Source organism: Flavobacterium sp. RSSA_27 (genome assembly GCF_051547125.1).
Taxonomy (GTDB): domain Bacteria; phylum Bacteroidota; class Bacteroidia; order Flavobacteriales; family Flavobacteriaceae; genus Flavobacterium.
Window position 1 is genome coordinate 85,014 of the sequence record NZ_JBPTTN010000008.1, and the last position, 18,298, is coordinate 103,311.

Below are 18,298 nucleotides of genomic sequence, written 5' to 3' on the forward strand. Positions count from 1 at the left end.
CAATACCTCTTTAAAAATAAAATAAGAGTAAACTCTTCTTAAATTTTCTTTCTTCGTATTGATTTAAAAACACTTTTGTATTTTAAACTATTTTTATAATAAAACGCATATTTTTATTATACGAAAAATGGTTTAGGTCTTTGGAACTTAATCCAAGACCTAAACCTAGTTCTCAAAACTGAGTTTAACTATTTAAGCTCAACTACAGCTCCTGCTTCTTCTAAAGATTTTTTAAGACCTTCAGCCTCTTCTTTAGAAACACCTTCTTTTACGTTGCTAGGAGCACTATCAACTACATCTTTAGCTTCTTTCAAACCTAAACCTGTAAGTTCTTTTACTAATTTAACAACAGCTAATTTAGAAGCACCTGCATCTTTCAATACCACTGTAAATTCTGTTTGAGCTTCTTCTGCAGCACCTTCACCACCTCCAGCAGCAACTACTACAGCTGCAGCAGCTGGTTCGATTCCGTACTCATCTTTCAATATTGTTGCTAACTCGTTAACTTCTTTAACAGTTAAATTAACTAATTGTTCTGCGAATTGTTTCAAATCTGCCATTTTTTCTATCGTTTTAAAATGATTTGTAAAAATATAATTTATTTATTGTGCGCTATTTTAGCAACAAGGAATATTCCTTGTCATGGTTATTATGCTTAAGCCTCTTCGCTGTTTGCGAATTGATTTTGCAAAGCAGAAATAACACGTTGAGCTGGTGATTGCAACAATCCGATGATTTCACCGATAAGCTCTTCTTTAGATTTAATTGTAGCTAAAGTATCTAATTGGTTATCTCCAATGAAAATTTCAGAATTGATATAAGCCCCTTTCAAAACAGGCTTCTCTGATTTTTTTCTAAAATCTTTGATAATTTTACCAGGAGCATTAGCAACATCTGAAATAAAAATGGCACTATTACCAGTCAATACAGATGGTAAATCACCATAATCTTTATCAGAAGCTTCCATTGCTTTTGCAAGCAAAGTGTTTTTCACTACTTCTAATTTAATACCTGCTTTAAAACAAGCTCTTCTCAAGTTTGAAGTTGTCTCTGCGTCTAAGCCAGAAATATCAGATACATATACAATGTTTGTACCAGCTAACTGTGCAGTTAAATCTTCAATCGCGATTGATTTTTCTTCTCTAGTCATACTAAAAATTTTTAACTACCAATTATACTGCTTTGGGGTCCAAAGCAATAGCTGGACTCATAGTGCTTGTAAGGTGTATCCCTTTGATATAGGTACCTTTAGCAGCAGTTGGCTTAAGTTTGATTAATGTTTGAATAAGTTCGTGTGCATTGTCAAAAATTTGCTCCGCTCCAAAAGAAACTTTACCAATTCCTGCATGTACGATACCAGTTTTATCAACTTTAAAGTCAATTTTACCAGCTTTTACTTCAGCAACAGCTTTTGCAACATCCATAGTTACAGTACCTGTTTTAGGGTTAGGCATTAACCCTCTAGGTCCTAAAATACGACCTAATGGACCTAATTTACCCATAACAGCTGGCATAGTGATGATTACATCAACATCTGTCCAACCATCTTTAATTTTTTGCAAATAATCGTCAAGTCCAACATAGTCTGCTCCAGCCGCAGTAGCTTCTGCTTCTTTATCTGGAGTTACTAATGCCAATACTTTAACATCTTTACCTGTACCATGAGGTAATGTTACTACACCTCTTACCATTTGATTCGCTTTTCTTGGATCAACACCCAATCTAACTGCGATATCTACAGACTCATCAAATTTTGCAGAAGCAACCTCTTTAATTAATGCAGCAGCATCTTTCAAAGAGTACAATTTGTTCTTTTCAATTTTTGAAGCAGCCTCTTTTTGCTTTTTTGTTAATTTTGCCATGTCTTTCTCTTAATTAAAAAGGAGAATCTCCTGATACAGTTATACCCATAGACCTAGCTGTTCCAGCGATCATACTCATTGCTGATTCGATCGTGAATGCATTTAAATCTACCATTTTATCTTCAGCAATTGCTTTGATAACATCCCAAGTAACACTTGCTACTTTTTTACGATTTGGTTCACCTGATCCTGACTTTAGCTTCGCTGCTTCCAATAACTGTACAGCAGCTGGAGGAGTTTTTACAACAAAATCAAATGATTTGTCTTTATACACAGTAATTTGTACTGGGCATATTTTGCCAGGTTTATCTTGGGTTCTTGCATTAAATTGCTTGCAGAACTCCATGATGTTCACCCCAGCAGCTCCTAAAGCAGGTCCAACCGGTGGCGACGGATTCGCAGCACCTCCCTTAACTTGTAGTTTAACTACCTTACTAATTTCTTTAGCCATTTTTTTAAAATTTAACACAGCAATCTTTGGAAGCGATTGCGGTGGTTATTATAGATGTAACAAAATTATACTTTCTCTACTTGCATAAAACTCAATTCTAATGGTGTTTTTCTTCCGAAAATTTTCACCATAACTTCAAGTTTACGCTTTTCTTCATTGATTTTTTCAACAGTTCCATTGAATCCATTGAATGGTCCATCAATAACCTTAATTGTTTCTCCTAAATTAAATGGAATAGAACGAGTATCTGTATTCACGGTTAACTCATCTACTTTCCCTAACATACGATTTACTTCAGCCATTCTTAAAGGAACAGGTTCTCCACCTTTTGTTTCCCCTAGAAAACCAATAACACTTGTAATAGACTTAATAATATGAGGTATTTCACCAACCAAGTTAGCTTCTATCATTACATATCCAGGAAAATAAACTTTATCTTTAGCTATTTTCTTGCCCTCTTTAACGGTTACCACTTTCTCAGTAGGCACCAATACTTGAGACACATAATCCTCCATCCCTAATCTAGTGATTTCAGTTTCGATATAGGCTTTTACTTTATTTTCTTGTCCGCTAACAGCACGAACGACATACCACTTTTTTAAATTATTTTCAGTCATCCCAAGAAATTTATGCTTTCAACCAGTTAAAAAATCCTTCTAATGCTTTTGCAAACATTTCATCTACTCCCCATGTCGCCAAAGCGAATAGTACTGAAAAAACAGCAACAACAATTGTTAGACGTTGAACCTCGGCCCAAGCTGGCCAAGTAACATTTGATTTTAATTCTTCAAATGCTTCTGAAATGTAATTAACAACTTTTGCCATATTTATACTCTGTGTTTTATATTGCACGGGCGGAGGGATTCGAACCCCCATCAACGGTTTTGGAGACCGCTATTCTACCCTTGAACTACGCCCGTAGTTATAAAAACCAGTGTCGCATCAAAACGACACTGGTTTTCTATTTTTATTTGAATTATGCTACAATCTCTGTAACTTGTCCAGCACCTACAGTTCTACCACCTTCACGGATAGCAAAACGTAAACCAACGCTCATTGCGATTGGGCTTAACAAAGCAACATTAATAGTCAAGTTATCACCTGGCATAACCATCTCTACTCCTTCTGGTAAAGTAATAACCCCTGTTACGTCAGTTGTACGAACGTAGAACTGCGGACGGTAGTTATTGTGGAATGGAGTGTGACGACCACCTTCTTCTTTTTTCAAGATATACACCTCAGCTTTGAAAGTAGAATGTGGTTTAACAGATCCTGGCTTAATAATAACCATACCTCTTTTGATATCAGCTTTATCAATACCTCTCAACAACAAACCAACGTTGTCTCCAGCTTCACCTCTATCAAGGATTTTACGGAACATTTCAACTCCAGTAATTGTAGAAGTTAATTTTTCAGCACCCATACCAATGATTTCAACTGGATCTCCAGTATTTGCAACACCAGTTTCGATACGACCTGTAGCTACAGTTCCACGACCTGTAATTGTAAATACGTCTTCAACTGGCATCAAGAATGGCTTGTTAACATCTCTTTCTGGCTCTTCGATCCAAGAATCAACTGCTTCCATCAATTCAATAATTTTAGGAACCCAATTTGGATCGTTATTCAATCCACCTAAAGCTGAACCCTGAATAACTGGACAGTTGTCACCATCATATTCATAGAAAGACAATAAGTCTCTGATTTCCATCTCAACCAACTCCAACAACTCAGCATCATCAACCATATCCACTTTGTTCATGAAAACAACAATTCTAGGAATACCTACTTGACGACCTAAAAGGATGTGCTCACGAGTTTGTGGCATTGGTCCATCAGTTGCAGCTACAACAAGGATAGCACCGTCCATTTGAGCAGCACCTGTAACCATGTTTTTTACGTAATCCGCGTGACCTGGACAGTCAACGTGTGCGTAGTGACGGTTAGCAGTTTCGTACTCAACGTGAGATGTATTAATTGTAATACCTCTTTCTTTTTCTTCAGGAGCATTATCAATTTGGTCAAATGATTTTGCTTGACAGTAACCAGCATCAGATAACACTTTTGTGATTGCTGCTGTTAAAGTAGTTTTACCGTGATCTACGTGTCCGATCGTACCAATATTTAAGTGTGGTTTCGAACGGTTAAAGGTTTCTTTTGCCATTTTACTTAATTTTTAATCTTAGTTATATATTTATTTCAATTTCCTACATACTAGAGCCAACTACGGGAATTGAACCCGTGACCTCTTCCTTACCAAGGAAGCACTCTACCCCTGAGCTAAGTCGGCAATTTTTTAGATTACAGACTACAGAATTCAAACACTAGACACATGACTAGTTTAAAACCTGCCGACTTAAATCTGTCATTTGGTTTGGTGGGGAGAGCAGGATTCGAACCTGCGAAGTTTTCACAGCAGATTTACAGTCTGCCCTCGTTGGCCGCTTGAGTATCTCCCCTATTAACCTCAACTTTAAAGAACATTTTCAAAAACAAGTTTTGAAAAAGAGCCGGCGGAGGGACTCGAACCCACGACCTGCTGATTACAAATCAGCTGCTCTAGCCGACTGAGCTACGCTGGCATTTATCAAAAAAAAGTCCGCTATTTCTAACGGACTGCAAATGTATAGATTTTATCTCTTATTCAAAACATTTTTTTAAAAAAAAATAAATTAAATATGTGATCTTATTTTTTCCTTCCTTTTTACTAATAAACGCTCTAGAGATTCAGCAGACAAATCAATAGCTTCTTCAAAAGTCTTACATTGCTTTTTGACTACAAAATCATCTCCTGGCACATTAATCTTAACTTCGACAATCTTATTTTCTTTATCACTTGTCTTTTCAACTTTCAAAAAAACATCTGAAGAAACTACCTTGTCATAATACTTCTCCAATTTATCCATTCGGATTTGAACAAAATCAACCAGCTTTTTGTCAACAGTAAAGTTAACCGCATGAACATTTACCTTCATAATCATTATTTTTTTGTGATTAAACATAGAATCGAAATTACCTCAGGCTTCTCGGATGAGCATCTTTATATACTTTTTTCAACTCAGACAAACTACTATTAGTATACACCTGCGTAGATGCCAAACTCGAATGCCCTAATAATTCCTTTATTGAATTTAGATCCGCTCCGTTATTTAACATGTGAGTCGCAAAAGTGTGCCTTAAAACATGTGGACTCTTTTTTACTTTCTCGGAGACATTACTAAAGTACGAATTAATTGTTCTATAGACAAAAGATTGACTTAATTTTAACCCTTTATCAGTTAGGAAAAAATATTCTACATCAACAATCAAATCCAACCTTTCCCTCTCATGATTATAACGCTTAATTAAGTTAGCCAAAGCAGGCAACATAGGAACAATCCTTTCTTTACCCCTTTTTCCCAATACCTTTATTGCAGCACTAGACACATTAACATCTTTAGTTTTCAAATTAATCAATTCCGATCTTCGCATTCCTGTAGCATAAAACATCTCGATCATTAATTTATTTCTAAGTTCTTCGAAGACTAACCCCTCAAATGCCTCTCCAAACAAGCCATTCATTTCCGTTTCAGAAAAAGGAATCTGTATATTTTTTGACACCTTCAAAGCACGATGCTTCACCAGAGGACTAATCGTAATTTCTTTTGTTTTTAGCAAAAACTTATAAAAAGCCTTCAACGAAGCTATTTTCCGATTCACCGTTACATTTGCCACTCCAGAGTCAACCAAAAAAACCACCCAAGCCCTAATATGAACATAAGCAACCTTCTCTAGAATAACACCACAAGAGGACTCGCTTAAAAAATTCTCAAAAGCATCCACATCATCACAATACGCTTTTTGCGTATGCAAAGAATAATTTTTCTCTAGAAAAAGATAATCCCTAAAAGCAATTTTAATAGAAGTCATAAAAAAACCGTTAGAATCAAAGTTACATAAACTTTAATTACTAACGGTAATAAATTTTGAAAACAGAAATTTAGATGTTCTCTATACTGTCTTTCATATTTTGAATGTAAGCTGCTTTTTGAAACTTCATTCTATTGATTACTGATGGCTTTATAAAAGCGGTACGCGCTCTTAATTGACGAACAGTTCCAGTTTTATCAAATTTTCTTTTATAGCGCTTTAATGCTCTATCGATATTTTCTCCGTCTTTAATTGGTATAATTAACATAATTTTATCACCCCCTTTCGTTAAGTGTGCAAAAGTAATTATTTTTTCTAAAACAAAACCATAAATAATGTTTTTTTTAAGTTAAAAAATAAAAATAAAATTAATGACTTACAGCAGGTTGATAATTTTTACTATCAATGATCATTTTAGACAAAATTTCTTTTAAAATTTCAGAAGTCCCTCCTCCTATAGGACCTAGACGGCTATCTCTAAACAAACGAGCCAACGGATATTCCTCCATATAACCATAACCACCTAACATTTGCAAACAACTATAAATTGTTTCATCAGCTACCTTCGTAGATTTTAACTTAGCCATTGTAGCTTCCTTCACCACATATTCACCTTGATTCAATCGAGCAACTGCCGCATAGTTAAACACTTTACAATGCTCCACTTCAGTAGCATGCTCAACCATAGTGTGTCGCAATGCTTGAAATTTATCAATAGTTTTGCCAAAAGCCTCTCTTTCCGACATATATTGTAAGGTATACTCTAAAGCATATTCGGCTCTTGCATGTGCATTTATGGCCATAATTAATCTTTCCAAGGCAAAATGCTGCATAATATACGCAAAGCCTTTATTTTCTTCACCCATCAAGTTTTCTAAAGGTACTTCTACATTATCAAATGCAATTTCTGCCGTATCAGAAGCTCTCCATCCAAGTTTATCTAACTTAGTTGCCGAAATCCCTTTTAATTTAGTATCCATTAAAAAAATACTAATTCCTTTATTCCCAAGTGTAGGATCTGTTTTAGCTGCAACAACATAATAATCTGCATAGACACCATTAGTAATAAATGTCTTGGATCCGTTTATAATGTACTTATCGCCTTTTTTAACTGCTGAAGTTTTCATCCCCGCAACATCACTTCCTCCAAAAGGCTCAGAAATACAAAGCGCCCCAATTTTATCTCCCGATATACTAGGAGCTAAATACTCTTGTTTAATCCGCTCATCCCCTTCAGCGTTTAAATGTGTCATAGCTAAATAGGTATGCGCCCACATAGCAGCAGCAAAACCCGAGGACTTAATTTTTTGTAATTCTTCCAAAAAAATAACGGTATAAAATAAATCTAAATTTAAACCACCATAAGTTTCTGGGTAATTAATACCAAATAAACCCATATCTGCGACTTTTTTCCAAATAAATCGTTCAATTGTACCTGTTTTTTCCCATTTCTCGATATGTGGCACTACTTCCTTTTGCAAGAAATCTTGAAGGCTTTTTCTAAAAAGATGGTGTTCGTCTGTAAAATATATGGAATTCATTTGTACTATATTACGATTAAAAAAATTATGATTTATTTTAAAATTCCAAATATAAAGCAATTATTTTTAATTTATCAACAGGAAAACCCTTAACGTTTGTTAAATCCTCAATTTTTAAATCCCCATTCATACTCCTATAAATTACAATATTTTTAGAAATTTGAAAATTAACATAGGGCAACTGACTCAACTCTTTTACAGAAGCAGTATTTACATTAATTTTTTTTATTGCAGGAAGCGCTCCAATCTTAAAGTTTTTGTGTAAACTTACTACTACTTCAGGTGATAATCCCCAGATTTCATCTAATTGTTCCATAACAACAAAACCATTTAAAACTGTTCTCCGAGAAATTATTCTATCAGAAATAACCTCGCCAATTCCATATATTTTCATAAAATCCTCTTTTGTAGCCAAATTAATGTCTACTATTTTTTTGACATTATTCTTAGAGACTTCCTTCTCATTAAACGTCTTTACATATGCATTTTTATTTATCCATTTCTTTTTAGTTGTTGACCAAGTAGGGAATTTGAAATATGGTGCCATTTTTTGCAAAAGAGCATCCGAAACGCCAGTTACATTCTGGAATTCCTCCGCTGAATTTACATAACGATTTGTATTTCGAAAGGCATGAAGACGATCAATTTCATCTGTAGACATTCCTAATTTATATCCTTTATATTCGGATATAAAATTAGGATTAAAAGGGAAGAAAAAAGATTTATAACCCTTTTGGGCTTTTAGGGCATTCATTTCATTTTGAAGGGAAAGCCATTGTTTTGCATCTTTTGAAACTTTATTATTAAAAGTATTCACTTCATACCAATAAAACAATTGTAAAAGAATAATTAAAAAAAACAGCAACAAAATCCCTTTCCGTTGTGTATTAGTGAATTTGACGTAAAATAAAAATTTATTCAACATGCTTCCCCGAATTTAAAATCAAGTTAAAAGTAAAAAAACAAAATATAGTTAACAAGAAAAATAAGTAATTTGAAATTCAATTTAAAAACATAACTTATTCATTATCTATAGCATTAGCATAGGTTGTATAGAAATAAGAAAAAAAAACAGCTTAAAAGGCATAATTTTTTTTATTTTTTATAAAAAACAATACATTTGGCACTTAATAACTAAAACAACAAATAACCATGTCAATTTGGAGAGTTAAACCAGTATCTGCTTTTGAAGCCGATATGAAAAAAAGTGAATTAAAAAGAGTATTAGGCAAATGGAGTCTTACTGCTATTGGTATCGGAGCCATCATAGGAGGAGGTATTTTTGTACTAACTGGTACAGGTGCATATTACCATGCAGGTCCTGCATTAGCTATTTCATTTATCATAGCAGGTATTGCTTGTGTATTTGCTGCCCTATGTTATTCTGAATTTGCTTCCATACTACCGGTAGAAGGGTCAGCCTATGCTTATGCATATGGAACAATTGGTGAAGTTTTTGCTTGGATAATAGGCTGGGGCTTAATATTGGAATATGCAATGGGCTCAATGACAGTCGCTGTTTCATGGTCTGGTTATTTCAACAAACTTCTGAAAATGTTTGGAATTAAACTTCCTGAATGGCTAACAACAGATCCTGCAAGTTATACTGGTGATGGATTCTCAATGAATTTGCCTGCCTTTTTGATTGTATTATTTGTAATTTCTATTTTGATAAAAGGTACAAAAAGCGCTGCTAACGCTAATAACTTTATCGTTTTATTAAAAGTTTCGGCTGTAATATTTGTGATTATTGCAGGAGCCTTTTTTATTAATGTTGAAAATTGGTCACCATTCATTCCAGAAGCCACTCAAATTATTGACAAAGCGGGAACACATGAGGCATATGGTATTGGTGGTATCGTTTCTGGGGCAGCAGCCATTTTCTTTGCTTATGTTGGATTTGATGCTGTTTCAACACAAGCTGGAGAAGCTATCAATCCTAAAAAAGATGTTCCTTTCGCAATCATTGCATCATTATTAGTGTGTACAATCTTATACATACTAGTTTCATTAGTATTAACTGGTATGATGAGTTATCAAGATTTTAATCCACTTGGAAAATATCCAGAAGCAATTAAAGCACCTGTTGCTTATGCTTTTGATATTGCTGGACAAGCTTGGGCTGGCTACATTATTACCATTGCTGCTACTGTAGGTTTAATTTCGGTTTTAATGGTAATGATTATGGGACAATCTAGAATTTTCTTAGGAATGTCTAAAGACGGATTGATTCCTTCAGTCTTCTCTAAAATCAACCCATTATCTGGAACACCTCAAAACAACCTAATGATTTTAGGTGGATTTATTGCTTTTGTTGCAGCATTTACTCCAATAAACAAATTAGCTGACATGACCAGTTTTGGAACTTTATTTGCATTTACAATGGTTTGTATAGCTGTTTGGATATTAAGATTTAAACAACCTGATTTAGTTCGCTCCTTTAGAGTTCCAGCTTTACCAATTATTGCTATTTGCGGTATATCAATAAATACCTACTTAATGATCAACTTAAGTCATGATGCTCAATTACTGTCTTTAGGTTGGTTAGCAATAGGTATTTTTGTTTATTTCTTATATGGGAAAAGAAATTCGAAATTAAATAACAATACTCCAGAATAAAAACTTAAAAAAAAAAAAACTTTGAAAAAGAGGCTGTCCTATTAATTTAGACAGCCTCTTTTTTATGTTTATAAATCAAAAACGGAAGATCTTTTTGCGCGGACTAAATCTTTTAAACGAATCCAAAAAGCTAAAGTTAAATACACTGCAAACCATAAACCTGCTGTAACAAATGACAAGTAAATAAAGAACAAACGAACATTTGTAACACGCATTCCTAATTTATCGGCTAAACGTGAAGACACATGAAAGCCGTGTTTTTCAAAGAAAAATTTAAGTTTGATAATTGCTGACATTACTTTGCAATTGAATTAATGAAATAGTGAACAAAATTACATTTTTATCCTCAGTATTTAGAAAAGGATACAAAATGATTGCAAAAAAAAAACCAATTGACAACTACTAGCCCCGATGGGAGTGGCATCCTTTGCCTTTTTCCTTTAAAAAGGCAAAAATATAACGGACAGCGGGAACAATGAATCCAAGAACTCTGATTGTTTATGCACCAAAAAAACTATTGCTTAAGTAATTCTGAACCAATAGCACAATCGAGACATCTACTTTTATTACAATATTCTGATTTTAATTGAAGTAATGTTTGAGCTTCAAAAGCATTTTTGGTGGAAATTCCAATTGATTTAAACTTGTCCAAAATTGCATTCTTTTCTGAATCTAAAGATTGCATCAAAGCGATTAATTCCTCTGTTATTTCTTTTCCCTGATTTTTTGCATACGCAAATTGAACTGGGATTATGGTGTTAATCAACAACAAATCGATAAAAGATTTGGTGAGTTTTTTGTTTTTTTTAGGGCTGATTTTATCGAATTGATAATGAGTTTGCCAATAATCTGAAGCAGTTACAGCGAAGCGTTCATAAAGTAAGGGTAACGAAAACTCGTTGGTGATTTTAGAAAAAAGATTTGTTTGTTGATGGTATAAACTTGCTAATTGAGACAACCGAATAGTTGGGAAATTATCGGGTCTGTGCTTGAAAAATTGAAGTGGCTCTATATTGACCTTCTCAATAGCATACTTTTGAAGTAAGTAATAGAATCGAAATTGTAAGTCCTTAAAATACGTATCTTCTTTATCGTAATCTAACAAACCTGCCATTCCGAAAAATAGCGCTTCTAGATTTTGCAAATCAGAGGCTTCTTTTCGAATCACCGAAAAAGGTATGGATTGCACAATTTTAAAAAAAGAAATCCCATTTGTATTGAGACCAAAATTCTTAGCTAACAAGAGGAATAAAACTGATTCCCAATCATTTTGGGTAACAACTAAATTATCAAAAACATATTGAGATTTTCGTTCTAAACGTTCAAAAAATAAGCGTTCTTGCCAATTGGAAACCACAAATGAATTGACTTCTTGGATTTGGTTTTCGCAATAAATCCAAGATTTTTGAGCTATTAAATTTTTATATGAAAACAACAGCTCTTTATTTACATAATTTCGAAGCTCCATTACTGGAATTTCTTGATTATTGGGGGCAAAAACATCGGAATCGTGTTCCCAAACTACATGCAAAATAACATTATTATAAGCTGTATCACGTTCATGATTATGCAAATACCAATCGGAAGATTTGACATGGATTTCGATATTGCCAGCCCATTTTTGGTCACCAATTATGACTTGAGCATTAAAAAAATCAGGCCCTGCAGTTTCTAAATAATATCCAGGATGCAGTATCGAAATAGTTTCTCCTTTGACAGTTTGTAACTCAAGTGATGTTAGCTTTTGGTATTGCCAAACATAATGCAAAAAATCTTCTTTCATATAGCAGACGATTCAAATGAATTGACTACTAATGTATTAAAAAATATTAAATGAAAGAAAATTATTTCAATAGATACAATTTAGCACAAGCTCTTGCATCGGATAACGCTTCGTGATGACTTAATGCAATGTTCATTATCTTGCAGCAGTCGCTCAATTTTGCGGGTTTAAATCCTTTGGCTTTATAAATTTTTACAGTGCATTCCCATCGGGAGCCAATATTTAAATCCTCATAATTTAAACCGTGCAATGCCATCGTTTTGGACAAAACATTTCGGTCAAAACTTTCGTTATGAGCTACAACTACTCTATTTTTAAGACGCTTTTCAATCTCTGGAAAAACCTCTACAAACGTTTTAGCATTTGCGGTATCTCTGGGATAAATCCCGTGTACTTGAATGTTGAATGGATTATAAAAATTATTTGGCGGTTGAATCAAAGTAACAAACTCATCTACAATAATTCCCTCCTCGACCGTAACAATTCCAACCGAGCAGGGATGATAGGCCGTCGCCGTTTCAAAATCTATTGCAGTGAAAGTGCTCATATTATTTTATTGATCCGATAATATCGTATTTGGTAATAATATGATGATTTCCATTCCCAAGATCAATCAAAACAGCCGCATTTTCACGAGTGAATAATTTTGACACTTCTTCAATAGGGGTTCCCATTGGTACAATTGGAAATGGTGCTCCCATAATTTCTCTCAAAGGACGATCGGCAGTATTTTTATCAGTAATATAACTTTGAAACAACAACGACTCATCTACAGACCCAACAAATCCAGTAACATCAACCACAGGAATTTGAGAGATTTTATATTTACGCATGCGCTCAATGGCATGTGATACCAGTTCTTCAGTTCTTGCAATAACCAAAGGCTTATCAATATGATCTTTAATTACATCCTCAGCTTTTGTAATTTCATCTTCTAAAAATCCTCTCTCGCGCATCCAATCATCGTTGAACATTTTGCCAACATACCTACTTCCTGAATCATGAAACAATACTACAACAACATCTTCTGGTTTAAAGTGTTCTTTAAGTTGCAATAATCCCTTAATAGCAGCTCCTGCAGAATTCCCAACAAAAATCCCTTCCTCAAGCGCAATTTTTCTAGTATAAACTGCCGCATCTTTATCGGTTACTTTTGTAAAACCATCAATTAGAGAAAAGTCAACATTTTTAGGCAAAATATCTTCTCCAATTCCTTCGGTGATATAAGAATAGATTTCGTTTTCATCAAAAATACCCGTTTCGTGGTATTTTTTAAAAACGGAACCATACGTATCAATACCCCATATTTTGATATTTGGATTTTTCTCTTTCAAATATTTTGCAACGCCAGAAATAGTTCCTCCTGTTCCAACTCCAACCACAAAATGCGTAATTTTCCCTTCGGTTTGTTCCCAAATTTCAGGACCTGTTTGCTCATAATGCGCTATAGCATTCGATGGGTTATCATATTGATTCACATACCAAGAATTTGGTGTTTCTTCAGCTAAACGTTTGGAAACTGAATAATAAGAGCGTGGATCAGTTGGTTCTACATCTGTTGGACACACGACCACTTTGGCACCAACTGCACGAAGAATATCCATCTTCTCTTTGGATTGTTTGTCTGAGATTACACAGATTAGCTTGTAGCCTTTTACGATTGCCACCAAGGCCAATCCCATACCTGTATTTCCAGATGTCCCTTCAATGATTGTACCCCCAGGTTGCAAACGACCATCGGCTTCGGCATCTTCAATCATTTTTATAGCCATTCTGTCTTTTACAGAATTTCCTGGGTTAAAAGTTTCTACTTTGGCCAAAACCAAAGCATCTACTCCATTAACAATCTTGTTCAATTTTACCAATGGTGTATTACCAATAGTACCTAATATGTTTTGTGAAAAATTCATTTGTAAAAAAAATTAATTAAAAAAATTCCAAACCAAACCAAAACGCACCGTAAAATCTCTATAAGGTGTATTGGGAGCTGAAAAATAATTATTTGAAGAAAAAAGTGAGTTAAAATGTTCTGCTTTTAAATAGATGCGCGTACGTTGAATCTTAGCGTTAATAAAAAAATCCAATAACGGAAAGTTTCCTATTTTCTTGTCGTTTTGTACAAAAAATTCTCCAACAACTGGATTATAGTCATTAGCAAAGTACGATGTGAAATAGTTCAACACAATTCCGGTTTGCAAATACAAGGCTTTATTTTTGAAATATGAATCTGAGAAATAAAAGGCACTTCTCAGCGTAAAATCGGGTACGTTCAAAATTGCGTCAGATTGGGTTACTTTTTGATATAAAAAAGTATTATCAAAGCCAAACTTTCCAAAAATGAATTCTCTACTAGCTTTGACAGATAAATAATTAATTGTTTTATCATACTGATTCGGTGCAATAATCTGTTGTCTATCTAATTTTTGAGCGGCAGTCGTTATATCTTTAAAAAATAAAAAATCTTTTAAAATCGTATATTGAGCAGAAAAATTAACCCATTGAGTCGTAGCATTTGCCAAAATGCTATTTGTTTTTTCATTCTTAAAATTATTCGACCAATTGTAGTTTACAAAACTTGATTGATACAAATTATAATTATTATTTGGTAATTTATTCTTGTTTTGGTATTCAAATGAAAACTGATTGTCCTCGTCTAAGTCAAAAACCATTTTAGCTTCGAGATTAGACAATGATTGATTAGTGATAGATCGTGAATACAAAAATTTTCCGTTCCATTTTCCTTTGGTGTAAATGTATTGAGCACCAAAATTGTTAATCTTTTCACTTATCACACTTGGAATTACGTCTGAACCTAAAATTAAAATTTGGTTGTAATAATAGTTGCTTCTAAAATCATCAATAAAAAAATTAAACCTTCCTAGTGTTGTATTTTCATATACAGCACCAACTCTATTATACATTTTATTAAAATGCGTTTGGTCATTGATATCACTCGAAGAATAGGAATCTCCAAATCTCATAACAAAAGAATTACCAACAGTTGAGGCTACAGTGGCTTGATTGTATTCAAAGAATTTATTTTCGTAATTGAATTGATGATTCAGCAATAAATTATTGGCTCCCTTTTTCTTGTTGATTCTAAATTCGTGATCCAAAAACAAACGCCTTCCTTTTAGAAAAGATTTAGCATCGGTTAAAAAAACCTCTAAACGAGCTCGATTGTCATAGTTTGGATCTTCCCCTTCGAAATCAGAAACGGTTGTAATACCTCCATTTTCACCATTTAAAATATCTTGGTACGTAAAATGACCGTTGGCAATGTATCTAAAATCTTTAGTATGATAACTGGTAGTGAATCTGAAATTACCTGAGCTTGATAATTGATTGATGTATCTTCCTAAAGATCGCAAACCACGATAAGCAATAGAAAAGTTAAGGTTTTCATTAACATTAATAGCGAAGTAGGAATCTAAAGATTGTCCTTGTTGAATAGTCGTTTTAAAATAGAGTTCCGTTACAGGAGTAGCCACAGATGCATATCGAATTTGATTGGCTTCCATAAAATTGAAATGCTTAGCTTTGAACCCCATCTCAGGAAAAATATCATTTTTGACTAAACCATAGTTAAGCGTATTATAAGTCTGCCCCTCATTCGGAAAAGCCAAGAGACCAAAATTATCTTTTCTTAAATAATTATGTGAATATTCTTTTCTGATGGTCAAAGAGGTATCAATATAAGTGGTGTCTCTATCCAAAGTAATGATTCGATACAAATCTATTGGAGCCACTTTGGTTTTAGTTGTATCGTTAGGAATAGCATTATCTACTTGACGAGAAGCTCTCCTAGGATTTTGTGAAAAAACTAAGATTGGGACAAGGAAAAGAAAAAGGACATAAAAATATATTCGCATTAAAAAAATAAATTTAGAAATTTTGCTAGCAATTTAAGTCAACAAAGATAAATTATAAAATTTCTTTTTTATAAACTATTCATAAAGATTTAATCCATAAAAAAAAGGATTAAAATCTTATAGACTTTAATCCTTTAAAATTAAGTTCAAAACAAATTACTCCTTTATAAACTTAGAGGTGATCATTGAAGTTTCACTCTCAAAATTAACAATATAAAGTCCATTGTTAAGACCACTTACTTTAAATTCATTGTTGTTAAATTCATTGATAAATAAAACTTCCTTACCCAAAATATTATAAACTTTAATACTTTAAGATTAAATCCTGTAGGAATAGAATATGAAACAATATCTTGAGTTGGATTTGGAAATAACTGAATGGATTTTTCAATTAAGAACTCTTCATTTGACAATGTCAAACCATTCGTTGCATCAGCAATTAAAGAGAATTCTTAATCACCTTTTAATAAAGCTCTTTTAATAGTTACTCATATTTGATAAGTTCCAGGTTATGCATTCTTTATTCTGTGAAAAAAAAAAAAAAAAAAAAAAAAAAAAATTATAAAATTTCTCATTAAATTAAAATAAATAGACCCTCTACAAAACAATAATGTAGAGGGTCTATAATTACTTACAATAAATCTTAATTATATCCTGGGTTTTGAACCAAAGGATTAATATTAATTTCAGATTGCGGGATTGGCAAAGTGAATCTATAATCATTAACAGTAATATTAACAGGATTTGTAGCTGATGAATTAATGGCATCTTGAGCACTTCTATCAGTACCAGCAACATTAGCATCTGCTCCTAATCGTTTTAAATCAATATATCTATGTCCTTCAAAAGATAATTCCTTTCTTCTTTCAAGTAAGATATCCGCAAATGCAGCTGCAGCATTAGCATAAGTAGGAGTTGGAACAGTACCGCCTGTGTAACTTCTTGCTTGACGAACTTGACGAATTAAATTTGCAGCACCTGCAAGATTATTTGCTCTTACTAAACACTCAGCTTTAATAAAATAAATTTCAGATAAACGGAAAACTTTTAAATCATTTGAAGTATGTGAACCTGTTTTACCAGGATATTTATCGATTACAATAACTTCATTAGTACGAGATGCAGTATTAGGTGTAGCAGAAATTGTGGCTGATCTGTCAACAAAACACCATCTTCTGAAATCTTCAGCTCCACCACCTAAACTAGTAGCATATAAATCAAATAGGTTTCTACTCATATCATATAAAGGAGCTCCTGTTAAATAAGACCCGTTAGTATTATAAACACTACTAAAATTAATTCTATTGTTGGGTCTATCGATAGCAAACAAAATTTCGCCTTGTTCAGCATCAACCCACATTCTTCTATAAACAGGACTTAAAGGTGCAACCCATTGATCCATTTGAAAAAGAGCTCTTTGTACAGGGTTAGCAGCTCCTGGATCAACATTAATAGTTGTAGAACCTGCTAAGGAAGGGATTACAGATGAAGTTGCTGGGAAATTAGGAATAGATACAGTACATGTAGACAACACTCTTCCAGAATTTGCAATCAAATCATCAGCAAAAGCTGATGCTTGTGTATATTGCTTTCTATACAAAGCCATTCTTGCTTTAAAAGCAGTAATGAAATTTTTTGTCACTAATTTATAAGCAGCTGCTCCAGTTGGAGCAATTAAATTAGCTTCTGCAAAAGCTAAATCATCATTAATAAACTTAAACAATTCTCCGTTAGTAGCTCTTGGTAGGTCTTCACTTGGTGATGGAACTTTATCTACTAACATAACTCCAAGAGCCGTATCACTACTCAAGTCAGTTGAGAAATATACCATCAACTGAAAATGACAAAAAGCTCTCAAAGCTCTGGCTTGAGCAAGAATAGAATTATAACGAGGTAATTCTGCAGCTGTAGGCTTATAAAGCGCAGCCCCTGATATCAAACGATTAGTGTAATTTATAGCATTATAATGCGTATTCCACAGCGCAGCAGCCTGCCCATTAGTTGTTACTATAAAGAAACGCTGCGTATCATTTGTTGTCAAAGAATTACCAATAGCAACTTCATCAGTTAATTGAGAAGCAACTAGAATGTCCGTTTGAGTTGAGACTCTATCATAGGTTTCATTAAGGAAATTTTGCATATTATCAACCGACACAAACAATGCTGTATCGTTCAATTCTCCCTTCTGAATAATTTCTGTTGCATCATTACATGAAAGTAAGACTGCAAAAAGACTAAAAAGTAATATTCGTTTTTTCATT

20 protein-coding genes and 4 tRNA genes are annotated in these 18,298 nt (G+C 33.6%); 1 reads left to right on the forward strand and 23 read right to left on the reverse strand.

The window, feature by feature from the left end; all coding sequences use genetic code 11:
• Positions 1 to 188 precede the first annotated feature (188 nt).
• The 16 genes from rplL to ACSVH5_RS12150 form a co-directional block, all read right to left on the reverse strand.
• The gene (gene rplL, locus ACSVH5_RS12075; RefSeq protein WP_300977835.1) at positions 189 to 560 is read right to left on the reverse strand and encodes a 50S ribosomal protein L7/L12; all 372 of its coding nucleotides are present in this window, start codon (positions 558 to 560) and stop codon (positions 189 to 191) included.
• 95 nt (positions 561 to 655) lie between these two features.
• On the reverse strand, positions 656 to 1,150 hold the full coding sequence (gene rplJ, locus ACSVH5_RS12080) for a 50S ribosomal protein L10 (protein ID WP_438061675.1): 495 nt from the start codon (positions 1,148 to 1,150) through the stop codon (positions 656 to 658).
• 22 nt (positions 1,151 to 1,172) lie between these two features.
• Positions 1,173 to 1,862 carry a 50S ribosomal protein L1 gene (gene rplA / locus ACSVH5_RS12085; RefSeq protein WP_438061676.1) on the reverse strand — a complete coding sequence of 230 codons (690 nt, stop codon included), beginning with the start codon at positions 1,860 to 1,862 and terminating at the stop codon, positions 1,173 to 1,175.
• A 13-nt stretch (positions 1,863 to 1,875) separates the two neighbouring features.
• Positions 1,876 to 2,313, reverse strand: coding sequence for a 50S ribosomal protein L11 (rplK, locus tag ACSVH5_RS12090; protein WP_035639405.1), 438 nt, complete (start codon positions 2,311 to 2,313; stop codon positions 1,876 to 1,878).
• A gap of 65 nt (positions 2,314 to 2,378) precedes the next feature.
• Positions 2,379 to 2,930 (reverse strand): transcription termination/antitermination protein NusG, encoded by a 552-nt coding sequence (gene nusG / locus ACSVH5_RS12095; RefSeq protein WP_438061677.1) that lies wholly within the window; start codon positions 2,928 to 2,930, stop codon positions 2,379 to 2,381.
• 10 nt (positions 2,931 to 2,940) lie between these two features.
• Positions 2,941 to 3,138, reverse strand: a complete 198-nt coding sequence (gene secE, locus ACSVH5_RS12100) for a preprotein translocase subunit SecE (RefSeq protein ID WP_024982058.1) — start codon at positions 3,136 to 3,138, stop codon at positions 2,941 to 2,943.
• A gap of 24 nt (positions 3,139 to 3,162) precedes the next feature.
• A tRNA-Trp gene (locus ACSVH5_RS12105) sits at positions 3,163 to 3,233 on the reverse strand.
• A 56-nt stretch (positions 3,234 to 3,289) separates the two neighbouring features.
• Positions 3,290 to 4,477, reverse strand: a complete 1,188-nt coding sequence (gene tuf / locus ACSVH5_RS12110; RefSeq protein ID WP_438061678.1) for an elongation factor Tu — start codon at positions 4,475 to 4,477, stop codon at positions 3,290 to 3,292.
• Between the two features lie 54 nt (positions 4,478 to 4,531).
• Positions 4,532 to 4,603, reverse strand: a tRNA-Thr gene (locus tag ACSVH5_RS12115).
• 85 nt (positions 4,604 to 4,688) lie between these two features.
• Positions 4,689 to 4,772, reverse strand: a tRNA-Tyr gene (locus ACSVH5_RS12120).
• A gap of 49 nt (positions 4,773 to 4,821) precedes the next feature.
• Positions 4,822 to 4,895, reverse strand: a tRNA-Thr gene (locus ACSVH5_RS12125).
• Positions 4,896 to 4,985: 90 nt separating this feature from the next.
• Positions 4,986 to 5,288 (reverse strand): ribosome hibernation-promoting factor, HPF/YfiA family, encoded by a 303-nt coding sequence (gene hpf, locus ACSVH5_RS12130; RefSeq protein WP_438061679.1) that lies wholly within the window; start codon positions 5,286 to 5,288, stop codon positions 4,986 to 4,988.
• Between the two features lie 37 nt (positions 5,289 to 5,325).
• The gene (locus ACSVH5_RS12135) at positions 5,326 to 6,222 is read right to left on the reverse strand and encodes a tyrosine-type recombinase/integrase (protein WP_438061680.1); all 897 of its coding nucleotides are present in this window, start codon (positions 6,220 to 6,222) and stop codon (positions 5,326 to 5,328) included.
• Positions 6,223 to 6,292: 70 nt separating this feature from the next.
• The gene (rpsU, locus tag ACSVH5_RS12140) at positions 6,293 to 6,490 is read right to left on the reverse strand and encodes a 30S ribosomal protein S21 (RefSeq protein WP_438061681.1); all 198 of its coding nucleotides are present in this window, start codon (positions 6,488 to 6,490) and stop codon (positions 6,293 to 6,295) included.
• Positions 6,491 to 6,590: 100 nt separating this feature from the next.
• Positions 6,591 to 7,763, reverse strand: a complete 1,173-nt coding sequence (locus ACSVH5_RS12145) for an acyl-CoA dehydrogenase family protein (protein WP_438061682.1) — start codon at positions 7,761 to 7,763, stop codon at positions 6,591 to 6,593.
• Between the two features lie 37 nt (positions 7,764 to 7,800).
• Positions 7,801 to 8,688: a ComEA family DNA-binding protein gene (locus ACSVH5_RS12150; RefSeq protein WP_438061683.1), complete on the reverse strand. Its 888-nt coding sequence runs from the start codon at positions 8,686 to 8,688 to the stop codon at positions 7,801 to 7,803.
• 227 nt (positions 8,689 to 8,915) lie between these two features.
• Here ACSVH5_RS12150 and ACSVH5_RS12155 point away from each other — a divergent pair, with 227 nt between their 5' ends.
• A complete protein-coding gene (locus ACSVH5_RS12155) occupies positions 8,916 to 10,382 on the forward strand; it encodes an APC family permease (protein WP_438061684.1) in 1,467 nt (488 codons plus the stop codon).
• Positions 10,383 to 10,450: 68 nt separating this feature from the next.
• Here ACSVH5_RS12155 and ACSVH5_RS12160 read toward each other — a convergent pair whose 3' ends face one another.
• The 7 genes from ACSVH5_RS12160 to ACSVH5_RS12190 all read right to left on the reverse strand — a co-directional run bounded on the left by ACSVH5_RS12160 (position 10,451) and on the right by ACSVH5_RS12190 (position 18,297).
• Positions 10,451 to 10,678: a hypothetical protein gene (locus ACSVH5_RS12160; RefSeq protein WP_064716527.1), complete on the reverse strand. Its 228-nt coding sequence runs from the start codon at positions 10,676 to 10,678 to the stop codon at positions 10,451 to 10,453.
• A 218-nt stretch (positions 10,679 to 10,896) separates the two neighbouring features.
• On the reverse strand, positions 10,897 to 12,165 hold the full coding sequence (locus tag ACSVH5_RS12165; RefSeq protein ID WP_438061685.1) for a DUF2851 family protein: 1,269 nt from the start codon (positions 12,163 to 12,165) through the stop codon (positions 10,897 to 10,899).
• A gap of 61 nt (positions 12,166 to 12,226) precedes the next feature.
• The gene (locus tag ACSVH5_RS12170; RefSeq protein WP_438061686.1) at positions 12,227 to 12,712 is read right to left on the reverse strand and encodes a 3'-5' exonuclease; all 486 of its coding nucleotides are present in this window, start codon (positions 12,710 to 12,712) and stop codon (positions 12,227 to 12,229) included.
• A 1-nt stretch (position 12,713) separates the two neighbouring features.
• On the reverse strand, positions 12,714 to 14,075 hold the full coding sequence (locus ACSVH5_RS12175; protein ID WP_438061687.1) for a pyridoxal-phosphate dependent enzyme: 1,362 nt from the start codon (positions 14,073 to 14,075) through the stop codon (positions 12,714 to 12,716).
• Between the two features lie 12 nt (positions 14,076 to 14,087).
• Positions 14,088 to 16,037: a putative porin gene (locus ACSVH5_RS12180; protein WP_438061688.1), complete on the reverse strand. Its 1,950-nt coding sequence runs from the start codon at positions 16,035 to 16,037 to the stop codon at positions 14,088 to 14,090.
• Positions 16,038 to 16,193: 156 nt separating this feature from the next.
• Positions 16,194 to 16,346, reverse strand: a complete 153-nt coding sequence (locus ACSVH5_RS12185; protein ID WP_438061763.1) for a T9SS type A sorting domain-containing protein — start codon at positions 16,344 to 16,346, stop codon at positions 16,194 to 16,196.
• 334 nt (positions 16,347 to 16,680) lie between these two features.
• Entirely contained in the window at positions 16,681 to 18,297 is a 1,617-nt protein-coding gene (locus ACSVH5_RS12190; RefSeq protein ID WP_438061689.1) for a RagB/SusD family nutrient uptake outer membrane protein, read from the reverse strand.
• Between the last annotated feature and the right edge of the window lies 1 nt (position 18,298).

Excerpts from the sequence above, each read along its gene's own strand:
- rplL (WP_300977835.1), bottom strand. The coding sequence starts at position 560 with ATGGCAGATTTGAAACAATTCGCAGAACAATTAGTTAATTTAACTGTT.
- rplJ (WP_438061675.1), bottom strand. The coding sequence starts at position 1,150 with ATGACTAGAGAAGAAAAATCAATCGCGATTGAAGATTTAACTGCACAG.
- rplA (WP_438061676.1), bottom strand. The coding sequence starts at position 1,862 with ATGGCAAAATTAACAAAAAAGCAAAAAGAGGCTGCTTCAAAAATTGAA.
- rplK (WP_035639405.1), bottom strand. The coding sequence starts at position 2,313 with ATGGCTAAAGAAATTAGTAAGGTAGTTAAACTACAAGTTAAGGGAGGT.
- nusG (WP_438061677.1), bottom strand. The coding sequence starts at position 2,930 with ATGACTGAAAATAATTTAAAAAAGTGGTATGTCGTTCGTGCTGTTAGC.
- secE (WP_024982058.1), bottom strand. The coding sequence starts at position 3,138 with ATGGCAAAAGTTGTTAATTACATTTCAGAAGCATTTGAAGAATTAAAA.
- tuf (WP_438061678.1), bottom strand. The coding sequence starts at position 4,477 with ATGGCAAAAGAAACCTTTAACCGTTCGAAACCACACTTAAATATTGGT.
- hpf (WP_438061679.1), bottom strand. The coding sequence starts at position 5,288 with ATGAAGGTAAATGTTCATGCGGTTAACTTTACTGTTGACAAAAAGCTG.
- ACSVH5_RS12135 (WP_438061680.1), bottom strand. The coding sequence starts at position 6,222 with ATGACTTCTATTAAAATTGCTTTTAGGGATTATCTTTTTCTAGAGAAA.
- rpsU (WP_438061681.1), bottom strand. The coding sequence starts at position 6,490 with ATGTTAATTATACCAATTAAAGACGGAGAAAATATCGATAGAGCATTA.
- ACSVH5_RS12145 (WP_438061682.1), bottom strand. The coding sequence starts at position 7,763 with ATGAATTCCATATATTTTACAGACGAACACCATCTTTTTAGAAAAAGC.
- ACSVH5_RS12150 (WP_438061683.1), bottom strand. The coding sequence starts at position 8,688 with ATGTTGAATAAATTTTTATTTTACGTCAAATTCACTAATACACAACGG.
- ACSVH5_RS12155 (WP_438061684.1), top strand. The coding sequence starts at position 8,916 with ATGTCAATTTGGAGAGTTAAACCAGTATCTGCTTTTGAAGCCGATATG.
- ACSVH5_RS12160 (WP_064716527.1), bottom strand. The coding sequence starts at position 10,678 with ATGTCAGCAATTATCAAACTTAAATTTTTCTTTGAAAAACACGGCTTT.
- ACSVH5_RS12165 (WP_438061685.1), bottom strand. The coding sequence starts at position 12,165 with ATGAAAGAAGATTTTTTGCATTATGTTTGGCAATACCAAAAGCTAACA.
- ACSVH5_RS12170 (WP_438061686.1), bottom strand. The coding sequence starts at position 12,712 with ATGAGCACTTTCACTGCAATAGATTTTGAAACGGCGACGGCCTATCAT.
- ACSVH5_RS12175 (WP_438061687.1), bottom strand. The coding sequence starts at position 14,075 with ATGAATTTTTCACAAAACATATTAGGTACTATTGGTAATACACCATTG.
- ACSVH5_RS12180 (WP_438061688.1), bottom strand. The coding sequence starts at position 16,037 with ATGCGAATATATTTTTATGTCCTTTTTCTTTTCCTTGTCCCAATCTTA.
- ACSVH5_RS12190 (WP_438061689.1), bottom strand. The coding sequence starts at position 18,297 with ATGAAAAAACGAATATTACTTTTTAGTCTTTTTGCAGTCTTACTTTCA.